General features: G+C 56.2%; 14 protein-coding genes. 5 read left to right on the plus strand and 9 right to left on the minus strand.

Going from position 1 to position 13,463, the window contains the following annotated elements; translation table 11 throughout:
* Nucleotides 1–12: 12 nt before the first annotated feature.
* Complete coding sequence (locus tag ACN0XM_RS08625; protein ID WP_417566518.1) at nt 13–1,224, plus strand: multidrug effflux MFS transporter; 1,212 nt, start codon at nt 13–15, stop codon at nt 1,222–1,224.
* 376 nt (nt 1,225–1,600) lie between these two features.
* Here ACN0XM_RS08625 and ACN0XM_RS08630 read toward each other — a convergent pair whose 3' ends face one another.
* Nucleotides 1,601–2,389 carry a substrate-binding periplasmic protein gene (locus ACN0XM_RS08630; protein ID WP_417566519.1) on the minus strand — a complete coding sequence of 263 codons (789 nt, stop codon included), beginning with the start codon at nt 2,387–2,389 and terminating at the stop codon, nt 1,601–1,603.
* A gap of 447 nt (nt 2,390–2,836) precedes the next feature.
* Entirely contained in the window at nt 2,837–3,703 is an 867-nt protein-coding gene (locus tag ACN0XM_RS08635) for a DMT family transporter (protein ID WP_417566520.1), read from the minus strand.
* A gap of 119 nt (nt 3,704–3,822) precedes the next feature.
* Between ACN0XM_RS08635 and ACN0XM_RS08640 the strand changes: the two genes are divergently transcribed.
* Both ACN0XM_RS08640 and ACN0XM_RS08645 read left to right on the plus strand, forming a co-directional pair.
* Nucleotides 3,823–4,749, plus strand: coding sequence for a helix-turn-helix transcriptional regulator (locus ACN0XM_RS08640; RefSeq protein WP_417566521.1), 927 nt, complete (start codon nt 3,823–3,825; stop codon nt 4,747–4,749).
* Nucleotides 4,750–4,761: 12 nt separating this feature from the next.
* Nucleotides 4,762–5,421 (plus strand): hypothetical protein, encoded by a 660-nt coding sequence (locus ACN0XM_RS08645; protein ID WP_417566522.1) that lies wholly within the window; start codon nt 4,762–4,764, stop codon nt 5,419–5,421.
* Nucleotides 5,422–5,436: 15 nt separating this feature from the next.
* Here ACN0XM_RS08645 and ACN0XM_RS08650 read toward each other — a convergent pair whose 3' ends face one another.
* Nucleotides 5,437–5,850, minus strand: a complete 414-nt coding sequence (locus ACN0XM_RS08650; protein WP_417566523.1) for a hypothetical protein — start codon at nt 5,848–5,850, stop codon at nt 5,437–5,439.
* A gap of 126 nt (nt 5,851–5,976) precedes the next feature.
* Here ACN0XM_RS08650 and ACN0XM_RS08655 point away from each other — a divergent pair, with 126 nt between their 5' ends.
* A complete protein-coding gene (locus ACN0XM_RS08655; RefSeq protein ID WP_417566524.1) occupies nt 5,977–6,546 on the plus strand; it encodes an NnrU family protein in 570 nt (189 codons plus the stop codon).
* A gap of 20 nt (nt 6,547–6,566) precedes the next feature.
* Here the strand turns inward: ACN0XM_RS08655 and ACN0XM_RS08660 are convergent, their stop codons facing one another.
* The 3 genes from ACN0XM_RS08660 to ACN0XM_RS08670 form a co-directional block, all read right to left on the minus strand.
* Nucleotides 6,567–7,532: a zinc-binding metallopeptidase family protein gene (locus ACN0XM_RS08660; protein ID WP_417566525.1), complete on the minus strand. Its 966-nt coding sequence runs from the start codon at nt 7,530–7,532 to the stop codon at nt 6,567–6,569.
* Nucleotides 7,533–7,647: 115 nt separating this feature from the next.
* The gene (locus tag ACN0XM_RS08665; RefSeq protein WP_417566526.1) at nt 7,648–8,274 is read right to left on the minus strand and encodes an NAD(P)H-dependent oxidoreductase; all 627 of its coding nucleotides are present in this window, start codon (nt 8,272–8,274) and stop codon (nt 7,648–7,650) included.
* Nucleotides 8,275–8,398: 124 nt separating this feature from the next.
* Nucleotides 8,399–9,295, minus strand: a complete 897-nt coding sequence (locus ACN0XM_RS08670; protein ID WP_417566527.1) for a LysR family transcriptional regulator — start codon at nt 9,293–9,295, stop codon at nt 8,399–8,401.
* 122 nt (nt 9,296–9,417) lie between these two features.
* Between ACN0XM_RS08670 and ACN0XM_RS08675 the strand changes: the two genes are divergently transcribed.
* Nucleotides 9,418–10,335, plus strand: coding sequence for a DMT family transporter (locus tag ACN0XM_RS08675; protein ID WP_417566609.1), 918 nt, complete (start codon nt 9,418–9,420; stop codon nt 10,333–10,335).
* A 136-nt stretch (nt 10,336–10,471) separates the two neighbouring features.
* Here the strand turns inward: ACN0XM_RS08675 and ACN0XM_RS08680 are convergent, their stop codons facing one another.
* The 3 genes from ACN0XM_RS08680 to ACN0XM_RS08690 all read right to left on the minus strand — a co-directional run bounded on the left by ACN0XM_RS08680 (nt 10,472) and on the right by ACN0XM_RS08690 (nt 13,399).
* Nucleotides 10,472–11,035, minus strand: a complete 564-nt coding sequence (locus ACN0XM_RS08680; RefSeq protein WP_417566528.1) for a BamA/TamA family outer membrane protein — start codon at nt 11,033–11,035, stop codon at nt 10,472–10,474.
* 98 nt (nt 11,036–11,133) lie between these two features.
* Nucleotides 11,134–11,463 (minus strand): hypothetical protein, encoded by a 330-nt coding sequence (locus ACN0XM_RS08685; RefSeq protein ID WP_417566529.1) that lies wholly within the window; start codon nt 11,461–11,463, stop codon nt 11,134–11,136.
* Between the two features lie 52 nt (nt 11,464–11,515).
* Nucleotides 11,516–13,399 (minus strand): monovalent cation:proton antiporter-2 (CPA2) family protein, encoded by a 1,884-nt coding sequence (locus ACN0XM_RS08690; RefSeq protein ID WP_417566530.1) that lies wholly within the window; start codon nt 13,397–13,399, stop codon nt 11,516–11,518.
* Between the last annotated feature and the right edge of the window lie 64 nt (nt 13,400–13,463).

Genomic DNA, 13,463 nt, shown 5'->3' on the forward strand with positions numbered 1-13,463 from the left:
AGGAGATCAGTCTTGTCTCATCTGCAACTTGCCATTTTGCTGGGTATGACCGTGGCCCTCGGCCCTTTGGCGCTCGACGCCTATCTGCCCGCATTTCCCAGCATTGCTGACCAACTGAACATCTCTCACAGCCATGTCGGATTGACGTTGAGCGCCTATGTCACCACCCTAGGCCTGGCGCAGTTGGTGGGGGGGCCTCTTTCAGACCGCTATGGACGGAAGCCGATTCTCTTTGGTGGTCTCGTTGTATTTGCCGGCGGTGCTGTGATGGTCTCTATGGCGGGCACACTTTCCGAGATGGTGTTCTGGCGCATCGTCCAGGGCATGGGCGGGGCATTCTGCGCGGTATCAGTACCGGCCATCGTTCGGGATCAGGTCAGCGGACAGGACGCCGCCCGACTGTTTGGCCTGATCGGCCTGATCATGTTTATTGCGCCAGCGGCCGCCCCCTCACTGGGCGCGGTGATGCTGGCTCTGGGCGAGTGGCACTGGATTTTCCTGATGCTGGCCGGCTACGCGGTGTTTATGTTGCTGGCGCTCAATGTGGCGCTGTTCCCCAGGCTCCAGACACCGCCGCGCACCACAACGCCTCTCAAAACACTGGTGACGAACTACCTGCTGGTGCTCAGGCACAAAACCACCATGCGCTTCGTGGGTATTCAGGTGCTTTGCTTCAGCACCATGCTCCTGTTTATTACCCATTCCTCGTTTATCTACCAGGAATGGTACGGCCTATCCAACAGCATGTTTTCTGTACTGTTCGCTGCTAACATCGGTTTTATGGCTACGCTGAACCTGATAAACCGACCGCTGCTGCGCCGATTTTCATCCGTGGTTCTGGTGCGGGCACAGGTCATTATGCAGTGCCTGGCTCTGGTCGCTCTGGTGGTGGCAGTCTTGCTGGAAGGGCCGCTCTGGGTGGTAGCGGCCTGCATTATTGTAGCCATTGGCAGCCAGGGCGGGATCGTGCCCAACAACATGGCCAACGCCATGGAGTTCTTCCCGAAGCTCAGTGGTACCGCTGCAGCTTTGCTGGGTGCTGCCCAATTCACCATTGCCGGGGCCATCAGCACGCTCTCATCGGTCTTTGGCAATCTGACGCTGCTCACAATCACCCTCGCCATGCTGGCTTGCTCGACCGGCGCAGTCATTCTCGCGATCGGCGCACCGAGGGCGGTTGCGCAGGCTTTGGCCAATGACGATACAGGTCTTGAAACGGTTTGAGTCCGCATGATTCTCAACTGAAAGGCCCGGACATGCCTTGTTTTTCGATGTTGGCTGAACCATCCCGCAGGAACCGAACGTACTCAATCCGGAGATAATACCAAAAGGACGTGCTCGAGCTGATTGAGTCGCTCCCGCTGAGCCTGCCCATCAATTGGGAAAGCCCCTGGTGGCCGATCGTGATGGGCATCGAGCACGAGCGCATTAACAACGGTGGCCTGTTGGTCATGGCCTTAACGAACACCTTTCACAACATTTCCGATTGGTTGGTGAGCCGAGAAAGGTGCCTTTCGTTATCCGCGAAACCCAGCACAAGTTCCAACACACTCTGTCCGAAGTGACTATCTGGGAGCGGTTGCCGCGCGGAGCAGAGCTGCTAAGAGGGAGGATTTGAACGACGGTATTCGAATGGTTCCTCGAGCATGATTCGATCGATAGTGCCATCTTCGTGCATATCCTCGAGAGCCTTATCGATCTCTGCTAACAAACCGGCGGCTCGCCCCGCTTTCGCCAAGCCTATTCGAAAACCGACTGACTCGAACAGGCCTCCCTGCACCACCATCCCCGCTTTCAAAAGCGGATAATCATGGAGTGCATAATCCGCTGCCATCCGGTTAACCAGGAAAACATCTATCCAATCACGATCCAGGCGCCTGAAATTACTCAGTATTGATGGCGCTTCATCCACTGTAAGATTCAACTGTACTACAGCAGCGTTAAATGGCTCACCGTAATTGAACCCTGTCACCACGCCTATTCGAAGGCCCTGCAAATCCGCAAACGTCGAACGCGGTCGGGCGTGAGGGCTGTCACTTCGGTACCAAAGCAGGTTGGCATCCGAAATGATCGGACGACTCATGAGGAGAAACTGCTTTCGCTCCTCGTTTTCGGTGAGCAGCATAATGCCGTCAACATCGCCGTCTTCTGCCATTTTGAGGCATCGAAGCCAGGGAAGGATTCGCAACTCAACCGGTCGCGCAATTCGGCCTGATAACTCATTCATGAAATCAACCGCATATCCGCCGATAGCCAGAGCCTCGTCATCGCCATAACTATAAGGGGGCCAATGGCTGTTACAGAAAAGCAGAGGCCCATCAGCAGGCTCATCACCGCAGACAGCCTGGGCCGAGAAGATCAATACCAAAAAATAACCTAGAACTTTCATCGGGACGCACTCAAGAGAAAGACCCTTCAACAGAGCTATAGTTGAGCCTGACAATCGACATCTCGAACGCCCTATCAAACACCCTCAGGCTTATTATAGCCCGTTTGATATCCCGACAGATTCATTAAATCGTGAAGGATTGCTCAAGATTCATTGGGTGGTTCAATCCTGTTGAGGAGAACCAAAAAACTTGCCTGTTGTACAAACTCGCATCAGGCATGGGGGCTGCGGATGCAATTCCAAACACAACTGGATGCCCGACCACCGAAGGAGGAATTGTGATCTACGAAACCGGTGCCGTCAGATACGAGGGGCACAATGAAACCGCCGGTGGCGATGAGACCCGTCACTCGTTGCGACGCTACCCATCCATCAGGTCGTTCCGGGCATACCCACGGAAGGTCCGTTCCCCGCGCTTGCAGATGCCCTGCGCGAGCTGCATAAGCGCTACGCTTTGGCCGATCGGAACAAAACGTAATTTCCCAGCAGCGCCAACGAAGCGCCCAGCACCGCCGTTGCAGTCCATTCAAAGCCCTCGAGCCAGGTTGAAACGCTCAGGGCGACAACGGGGAAAAGCACCGTCGCGTAGCCAGCTTTGTCAGCGCCCAGGGTCTGGATTACCGTGATGTAGCAATAAAACGCAATGATCGAGCCGGGCACCGCCAGAAAAACGGTTGCGCCCCAGAAGGTCGCTGCGGTGGGAACCACCCACTCCACGCCCTGCACCAGACACCAGCTCCCAAGAATCAACGCTCCGTAGACCATCGCCCATGCATTTGCCTGGAATAGCGGCACCTGAGACATCCGTACCTTGATGCTGACCAGGTTACCCATGGAAAACCAGAAGGTGCCGGCAATCGCGAACAGAATGCTGGTGGCGGTGGCGTTACCCAGTTGCAGATCATGCCAAAACAGCAGGGCCACGCCAGTGATACCCAGAGAGATTGCAGGATAAAGCCGAGCGGTAGGCTTCAGGCGCAACCAGAGCCAGCCATTCAGGGCGTTAAACAGAGCGGCCAGCGAAAACACTACCGCCAGCAGACCGCTTGTCATCGATTCTGCCGCCCGATAAATCAACAGGAAGTTGACGCTGTAAAGGGTTGCCCCCTGCAGCACCAGCCAACCGTGCTGTTTCAGGGTCAGTTTCTCCACCCTGCGGACCAGAGCGAGAACCAACAATGCTACGGCCGAGGCCATGACGAATCGGTAGAAAACGGATATGTCGACCGGCGCTGTTTCAACCTGTAGACGAATCGCTGTCCAGGTGAGACCCCAGATCAGTACCGTCAAACCATAGTGAACAGAGATTGGCATGGCAGTGAGTCCTGTTGCTAACGGGAACTATCGTTGATCAAGGACCAGAGTAGGACTGAAACGACACCAAAACTTGTCAGATCCTGCTGAACCATGGATGATTCTTGCGGAGGCCCCCTATGCAGACCGATTCTGAATCCATGCCCACGCGCCCAGCGCAATCGAACCCGGAAAGTCGCGACATTGTCGATACCCTCAGAACCGCTGGCGTCGCACCCCAGAGAATGCTTGAGCTGGATCAGGGGCGTGCTCTGGCGCAATGGCAGAATCGTCAGGGCGAGGTGCGTTACGAGCGGCCCCGGCACCATGCACTGAGCATCTACATAGACAAGGGCGAGCAAGCCAGACGGGTATTGAACGGGAAGATTGTCAGTCAGGGCTTTCCCGGTGCCGTTTGCCTGTTCCCGGCAGGCAGCCGCTCAAGCTGGAAAATCAGCGGACAATTCGAGTTTTTTCATCTCTATTTCAATGATCTGGACGTTGCCCGGTGTGCCGAACAGACGTGGGATGCCGACCCGGACAAGCGCCAGCTCTCGGAGTTATACCATGCCGAGGACCCGGTTCTCGCCCAGGCCGGCAAGCTCCTTGCCCTCAGCGACTGGCAGGCTCCCGGCCAAATTATGGCCATGGATCACCTCGCGCAATGGCTTCTACTCCAGGTCGTCAGCCGCCACTCTGGCGGGCGACAAACACTCCCGGAAGTAACGGGGCAGCTATCACTTCGATACCGCCGGCGTCTGCAGGAACGCATCAACGCGGAACTGGGCCAGCCGTTAACGCTTGCCAACATGGCCAGCTGGGTCAACCTGAGCCCCTATCATTTTGCCAGACTGTTCAGGGCCACGTTCGGTTGCGCCCCTTATCAGTATGTCCAGGAGCAACGATTACTACGGGCCCGCGACCTACTTCGTAATGGCACAGACAAGATCACAGCCATTGCACTCATCTGTGGATTCAACGATTCCAGTCAATTCAGCCGGGCGTTCAAATCAAGGTTCGGAATGACGCCTTCAGCCTACCGTACAGAAGCTCACTTTAACCACTGACTTCGGAGCCCCATGCGCATTCGCGTTACGCATCAAAGGATTACTCTTGCCCTGCAATTAATCTTGCTTGGTGAGGCAGTGTTTGCGGTCTGGGGCCAAAGATGGTTCACCGCTTTTCTGACATCAACAATTATCGCCATCACATTCTTCCCGCTGCTGTTTGAACGCCGTTTCCGTATCCACATTCCACCGGAGCTACAGCTGGCCGCCATAGGGTTTGTTTTTGCTTCCCTGTTTCTCGGAGAGATCCGCGATTACTACACGCGCTTCTGGTGGTGGGACATGGCGCTCCACACCACGTCGGGATTTTTGCTTGGGATTCTCGGCTTTCTCCTGGTGCACATAATGAACGAGACCGAAAAAATTCACGTGCACATGAAACCCGGCTTTGTCGCATTTTTTGCATTCATGTTTGCCCTGGGGGTGGGGGCCCTATGGGAGATTTTCGAGTTCACCATGGATTTCCTGTTCGGCATGGATATGCAAAAGCCAATGCTAGGAGACCCATCGGGGCTCACGGATACCATGTGGGATCTGATCGTCGATGCAATTGGCGCATTGGTCATTTCCGCACTGGGCTGGCGCTATCTCAAAAACCCCGACAAACGGTCCTTTCTGGAGCGCTGGATTGACGCTTTTATTGCACGCAATCCCCGATTCTTCAAAAAGTGAAAACCGGTCACTTCATCAGTTGACCAATCCAGATCTGGGCACGAGGCACTCCATTGCTGTGAGCGAAACGTCCCGGAATACCGCTTCCGAGGCAACGACGCTCGGGAACCGGTCGTAAAGCATCCGCCGGCACGTGGAGGTCCGTGCCTCGGCTTTCTCGACGCATTCAGCATGTGCTTTCACTTCCCTGCCTTCACCGGTGGCATCGGAGCAGAATTCCGGAATCTGGCTGAAAATCCATCCCACTGCGGCGCTTAGCTCAACCGGATTGGCCCGCAAATTGGTCAGGCGGCTCGCATCGATTGGCTCCGGCTGTTCACGGGCCTGTTCCCAGAGAACAAACAACAGGGCGGCAGATACCAGTACAACTGTAACCGTAGGAAACTTCATGGGTGCCTTTTCAGTCCGGTGAATCAGATCGCCGATCATAGACGCTCAGGCATCTTCTGTCCCGGTTTCCTATACTATCCGGGATTCAATGCATAAGGGCCTGCGACGGACAACGGCCCTTCCACCCACAAACCCCTACTTTTTAAGCCAAAAGGAGTTTTGCAAATGACCGCGTTGATTGCTGGCCTGATTCTGTTTCTCGGCGTGCATTCACTCTCCATCATCAACGAGCCGCTGCGCAATCGGCTGAACGCCTCCATGGGCGAGGGAGCTTTCAAAGGACTCTATTCTGTGGTTTCCCTGGTGGGTCTGGTTCTGATCGTCTGGGGTTATGGCGCCGCCCGGACGGATCCGACCGTGATCTACACGCCACCCGGCTGGCTAAAGCATGTTGCCTTCCTGCTCCTGGTCCCGGTGTTCCCGTTGCTTTTTGCCACCTACTTCCCGGGAAAAATCAGAGCGAAGCTGGGGCATCCCATGTTGGTGGCCGTAAAACTCTGGGCCCTGGCGCATCTTCTCGCGAATGGGATGCTCCATGATCTTTTACTGTTCGGCTCCTTCCTGGCCTGGGCGGTGGCCGACCGTATTTCGATGAAACGCAGAACCCAGCGGGCCATCCCGACGCTGCCAGCCACCAAAGCCAATGATGTAATTGCTGTCATCGGTGGCCTGGCGGTGTATGTGATCATGGTAGTTTGGGCCCACCAGTGGCTCTTCGGTGTGGCGCCGGCCTGAATGGCCGGCACTCAAACCGATTAAAGCCCCTGAGCTCCCCGGCGCAGCCAGTCATGCACGAACGCAAGCTTGCGTTGCGCCGTTTCCGAGAGGACAAAAGGATACAGATCGGAAAGACCCATGGAGCGGTTCACGTGATTAACCCGAATGGCCAGGGACGCGGCAACGTTAATCAGCATCGCCGTGTCGGGTTCTGAGTATGGGTCCCAACCATGTCGCGGCACCTCGGACGAAGTCAGACCGGAGGACACAAGACTGTCGGTAATGTCCGTCAGGTGCAACAGATGTGCGGCAGTCTCGGCCCAGTCTTCGTGGGGGTGTGCCGAGGCATAGCTGGTCAGGTAAAACAGTCTCCAGTCGTCCGGCGGACCTTTATGGTAGTGGCGCTGAAGGGCAGCAGGATAATCGGCGCGCTCATCACCAAACATTTCCCGGAAAGCATCCAGAAAATCCTCCCGCAAACTCAGGCGCCACCAAAGCATATGGGAGATCTCGTGGCGCATGTGGCCCACCATGGTTCGGTAAGGCTCATCCAGCGCCTGACGCCGGGTAGCGCGAACCACAGGATCAGCCTCCGCCACACTAATTGTCACCACACCGTTTGCGTGCCCCATCGCAACCGGGGTCAGCCCCTCGGCCAACATGTGGAATACCGGGGGCGTGCCGGGGTCTTCCGGACGGAACCAATGCCAGCGGCCGAGATTGTCCAGCACCCAGCGTTTCGCGGCCTCAGTTTCCGCCCAGTTCGGCATGGCATTGGGAATATTCGGGTCCGGCGCCAGCGCCGTCATAGCACAGGATCGACAGAATGCCCCCTGTTCCGGTGCAATCCAGTTGCAGCCAATGATGTCTCGGTTCACACAAAAGGGCGGCATCGGGACGAACGCTCTTGCCTGTGGATCGTAGGCAACCGGCGTTCCCTGAGCAGTGGTCAGGTTGTCAAACCACAGATTTCCGGAACCAACCGGGTTGGAAAAAACCTTCATAGAGCTGCTGCTCCCCTCACACGGCAGTGTGCTCGAGAATGTATTGCCGTTCTACCGAACCTATACCCTATAGCCAAGGAACACCAGCCAGACCAACAAATGGAACGGGTATCACTTACATGCTGATCACCAGATCGTCATAATCAAAACGCACTTTCGGTAAGCCGGAGGTTCGGTCACGGGCACTGCGGTAACCAAGGGCAACGATGGCAGTAGTCTCAAGGCCCAGCTTTGCCAAGCCAAGTACCTCATCGTAGGCTTTGTGATCGAAACCGGTCATCGGGCAGCTATCTACACGCATGGAGGCTGCCGCAGTGAGCAGGGTTCCCAGAGCAATATAGGCCTGCTGGTGCGCCCACGCCTGTTTCTCTGCCCGGGATTTGGCTGCAAGAGCCTCTTTCATGTGTGTCACGTAGCCGGAGATCTCCTGGGCAGGTATGCCGCGGGTTTTCACAAACTGCGTGACATATCTGTCGACCGTGTGATCGCCAATGTCCGTCTGTGCCGCAAACACAATCAAGTGCGAGCAATCCAGCACTTTCTGTTGGCCAAAAGAGTAGGCCAGCAAATCCTGTCTAACCGACTTGCTCTCGACGACCAGAATTTTGTACGGCTGCAGTCCATAGGAAGAGGCGCTCTTGCGGGCGGCATCCACCAGTGTTTCCACCGTTTGGGCATCAAGCTTTTCCGGCGAAAATTCGCGGACGGCGTAACGCCAATCCAGGGCTTCGTGAATGTTCATAGAATTGCCTCCTTAAGTTTGAAGTCGCAACTTTATGAAACTGCGAAGCCCTAAAAAACAGACAGAATAGAACTACATATTTTCCGGAATGGAAATATTGAAAAGGAAAACCACGGGATCAGCACTATTCCCAATAGGGCTTCTCGCCGAGATGCTGGTCGAGGTGGTCAAGTAGCAGGCGAACCTTGGTGGGTTGCCTGCGCCCGGGCGGAAACAGGGCGAATACAGTGTAGGGTTTGGGAGGAAAGTCAGGCAGCAAGGGAGTCAGTGCGCCGTTTTCAATATCACCCTGGACAAGAAACCGCGGCAACAAACCAACACCGGCTCCCCTCAACAGACTCTGTCGGATCGCCAGACTGCTGTCCGTTCGATAGTTGCCGCTGACTCTCACCTCCCGATCGCCCAGCTCCCAGATACCCGGTCTGTCATGCAGTGAAAACGTCAGACAGTTGTGCCGTGTCAGGTCTTCCGGACCGTGAATCACCGGGGCGTTTTTCAGATACTCCGGTGATGCGCATACAATATTTCTGGACGTTCTCAGTGGCCTGGCCATGAGGGTTGAATCGGCCAGAGAACTGCGAACCCGGATTGCGATGTCTACGCCCTGCTCCACCAGATCAACCATTCGATCACTGAGCTGGAGGTCGATATCAATTTCGGGGTAGTTGCGCAGAAAACTGTCGATAGCCTCTGTTATGTGGGTCAAGCCGAACGACATGGGTACATTAAGCCTGATCGTGCCTCGGGGCTCCGCCTGAAACCCCCTTGCCTCCAACTCGGCGTCTTCCAGTTCATCCAGCAGAGCCTGCGTACGCTTCAGAAAGGCGAGACCGGCATCGGTCAGACTCATTCGCCGAGTGGTCCGGTTAATGAGCCGGGTGTCCAGATCCCGTTCCAGAAAGGCAATGTGTTTACTCACCGTTGCCGTGGTGATGTCCAGATCATCTGCAGCTCGGGTAAAGCTGCCCAGCTCAGCAACGCGTCTGAAAATCTTCATTGCTACCAGCTTGTCCGTGGCCACCGAAAACTCCTGATTATTTCTGATTTGGAAGGAGTATTGTTCGATCACGCCCAATTATCAACTTAATGGATTGCGGCACACTGATTACCGGTGATAACCCTCACAACCCGGAGCACTCAGTGATGATAGCCTCAGCGCAGCGTTCGTTTATCCCTCCTCAGGCCACAATCTGGGGCCTCCTGCTAGCCAATGGATTTCTGATCGCACTCATGCTCGCGCTGGCAAAAGCTGCAACGTCGCAGGGTATGCCGGCCATCACCTATGCGTTCTGGCAAACGCTGATAGCAGGCACCCTTCTGCTGGTGTGCACCCAGAAACGCCGGTCTCTGTTGGAGCGTCGCCTGACCCGCTATTTCCTCATCAGCGGTCTGACCGGCATCGCAGTCCCGAACGTCATCGGGTTTTATCTGGTCACCAAACTGGGAGCCGGTTTCACCGGGATCATGTACGCCCTGCCCCCCATTTTCACGTTCCTGCTCGCGGCCAGTATGGGGCTGGAAAAACGCAGCGGGATCAAACTGACCGGGCTATCCATTGCGGTCGTTGCCTGCGCCTGGATTGTGCTGCAACGCCATTCAGAGATAAGCAGCCCGAACTTACTCTGGTTTGCCATGGGTCTGGTTATCCCGGCCATGCTCTCTATCGGCAACGTTTACCGCTCTGTGGCATGGCCTGAAGACGTAAAGCCGATGATCCTCGCGGCGGGCACCTTGCTGGCGTCAGCAGCAACGCTTGGCCTGTTCGCAGGCCTGACAGGCACCTCGATTTTCCCCGAAACGACAGGATTGCAGCTTGTCGGCATCGTCGGTATCCAGGGGCTATTAACCTCATTGACCTACCTTTGCGCCTTCGAATTGCAACGTCGATCCACCCCGGTTTTTTACAGTCAGCTGGGTGCCGTCGCTGCAGTGTTCGGGTTGCTGATCGGGGTTATCTGGTTCAGGGAAAACTACTCGTTAACCATCTGGCTGGGAGCCTTTCTGGTAATCCTCGGGCTCAGGATAAGCAACAGGAGAGGAGTGCAAACCGGCGCTCCCTGAGCGCCGTGAACCTGCTTCATAATCACCGCTCAGGCAAATTCATGCTTCATCCGGGCGCAGTTCCTGGCATGGTGAAGACCAACGCAGGATCTGCCACCGGATCCGGAAACCGCATGCGGATCTATGATATCCGATTCTAGAATTCACTCCGGCCCCGGAGCAAAACCTGAAAATCATCAATACTGTCATCGCCATCCAGCGGAAAGGCAAAATCCAGGTGCAGCATCCGTTGCACTTCGATCCGGCTTGAAGCCAGCCTCACACCAAAGCCAACATCTTTCAGCACGCCTTCGTAAGGCCCACTGTTCCGGTCGTCGGTGAACCAGGCGCGGCCTACGTCGGTGAACAATACACCGCCTACCCGGAACAGCTTGAACGGATGCCAGTCCGGAAAATAACGCCGCTCCAGGGTCCAAAGCACCCGGCGGTTACCCTGCTGGTATTCACTGGGATAGCCGCGCAAACCGTTCTCACCACCAATGAGCAGTTGTTGATCTGCCGTCAAATTGTGCGCTGCGGTGAACGCGAGGTTGGTGTACCAACTGTTCCAGCGCTCCGAGCCGCCATGGAAGTACTGAACGCTCACTGTGCCCAGCAGGTTTTCCACTCGATCCTCGTCGAGTCGATAGGTTCCGCTTTGGCTGAGTGAATAGCTGGCGTAGTTGGTCTCTGATGCATGCAGCGCATCCTCGAAATCCATGTTGAGAACCACCCGGTCCTCGGTGGCCCCGAGCCCGCTTCCCGAGTAACCCAGCTCGGTTCGCCATACGAAACCGTCCCGGACATCATCGATGCCACTCAGACCAAAACGCCAGTTGGTGGTCTCGCTGAAGAAAGGTCTCTCAAGGTAGACGTGTTGAGTGCGTTTAAAGTTCGATAGAGCGCGTTGTTCTGCTCCGGATCAGTGGTATCAAAGATGGGGCGTCGAAGAATGCGGATAGTTCCAATACGCGCACCCTCTGGAATCACCAGATCGTTCTGGCGGGCAAGCTGGTCTCTTGGCTTGTCCAGATCGATGGCTTCCGGCTGAATACTGCTGGCAATGCAATCGTCCCTGCCCGGTTCGGCGGCAAAGGAAGATCCGGCGAAAACCAGCCCTGATACCACAAGCATTTTTCTGAAAGCCATACAGACCTCTGCAGCCGCATAGGCAATAATTTAGCCTAGCGTTACATCACTGTCAGCGGTCCGGTGGTCGCCATATCGGAACATCCTCCTGCTTTGGCTCTTCCCAATCCCGATGCATGGCGCTGCTCAGCGCTTCTTCAAGTTTCATGAACAACTCCCCATAGCGAGGACTGAAACTGATGCCCTCCTCGATTTCTTTCCAGGCGTCGAACAACTCATCTTCATGCGCTTTTTCATTGTCCAGAAACGCCCAGGTCATCTGGCGGGCACGCATCGGGTGCACGCCCATTGCTGTAAGTGCGTGGCCGCCAAGTTCAAGCGCCGAGTGATAGGTTTCACTCACCACATCATCCGCACCCGCTTCCCTCAACCGATATCCATGGCCACGGTCAAAGGCGCGGGCAAGCACCCAGACGCCGGGGAAAAACTGCTTCACATGCTCCACCATTTGCACCGAGCGGTCACGGTCGTCAATGGCCACGACAAGCAGGCGAGCCTGCTCTATGCCTGCCGTCTCCAGCAAATCCGGTCGGCTTGCATCCCCAAAGAAACTCTTGATGTTGATTTGCCTGAGGTTTTCAATCTGCTCGATCTCATGGTCGAGTGCCACAATGGGCACATTATTGGCCCGCAACAAACGGCAGATGATCTGCCCGAAACGACCGACCCCAGCCACAATCACCGGCGCCTGCTCATCGATGCTATCCGCCTCCCGGTCATCGTTCTTCGAACGCCGATACCGCGGCAACACTACCCGGTCGTAGACAATGAACAGTAACGGAGTCAGAAACATGGAGAGCGCTACCACCAGCGAGAGAATCTGGGAGGTTGCCACAGGGATGACGTGGTTCTGGACGCTGTAAGTCAAAAGAACAAAGCCAAACTCACCGGCCTGCGCCAGACCCAGCGTGAACAGCCAGCCATTGCTGCCACGGACCCGGAAAAGCAACGCCAGGCCAAGCAGAATCGCCGCCTTGACGAGGATGACCGCGACCGCAAGGGACACCACCATCCCCCATTGCTCAGACAGAATGTCGAAATTGATTCCGGCGCCCACGGTGATGAAAAACAGTCCCAGCAAAAGCCCCTTGAACGGCTCGATGTTCGCTTCCAGCTCGTGCCGGAACTCACTGTTCGCCAATACCACGCCGGCCAGGAAAGCCCCGAGCGCCGGAGACAGGTTCACCAGGCTCATCAGGGCGGCAATCCCGATCACCAGCATCAACGCAGTGGCTGTAAAAACTTCTCGCAAACCTGACTGCACCACATAACGAAACAGGGGCCGGCTCAGATAATGGCCGCCCACGATCACCGCTCCGATGGCCGCCACCACAACTAGCCCGTGGGCCCAGCCCGGAAGACTGTCTACTGGACTCAGGCTGGCGCCGTGGCCACCCGAGGTGCCCACTGCATCCATGAGCTCCGGCAACGCGAGCAACGGTATCAGCGCAAGCATGGGAATAACGGCGATGTCTTGAAACAACAGAACCGAGAAGGCACTTCGCCCGCCCTCGGTTCTGCCCAGGCCCTTCTCGTTGAGGGTCTGCAGCACAATCGCGGTGGAGGACAGAGCAAAGATCAGACCAACCGCAAGCGCCGTCTGCCACTGGAGACCGAACCATACCGCCACGGCCATGCCGGCTGCCGATGTCAGCACCACCTGAAGTCCACCAAGGCCAACCAGCCGAACCCGCATGGCCCAGAGTGCCTTGGGATCAAGCTCCATGCCGACCAGGAACAGCATCATCACCACGCCAAACTCGGCAAAATGCTGAATGGTATTGGCCTCCTGGCCAACCAGTCCTGTTACCGGGCCAATCACCACGCCCGCCACCAGATAGCCGAGCACAGACCCCAGACCAAAACGTTTTGCCAGTGGCACGGCGATCACCGCAGCAACCAGGTAGATAAAGGCCTGAACGAAATAGGCAGTCATTGAGTGCTTCCTTGATCTGTTGTCAGTCCGGCTGCCGCTCCTGATGGCAGTCGTCCCTGACGGT

The organism is Marinobacter sp., assembly GCF_048269445.1.
In the GTDB taxonomy this organism is placed as follows: domain Bacteria; phylum Pseudomonadota; class Gammaproteobacteria; order Pseudomonadales; family Oleiphilaceae; genus Marinobacter.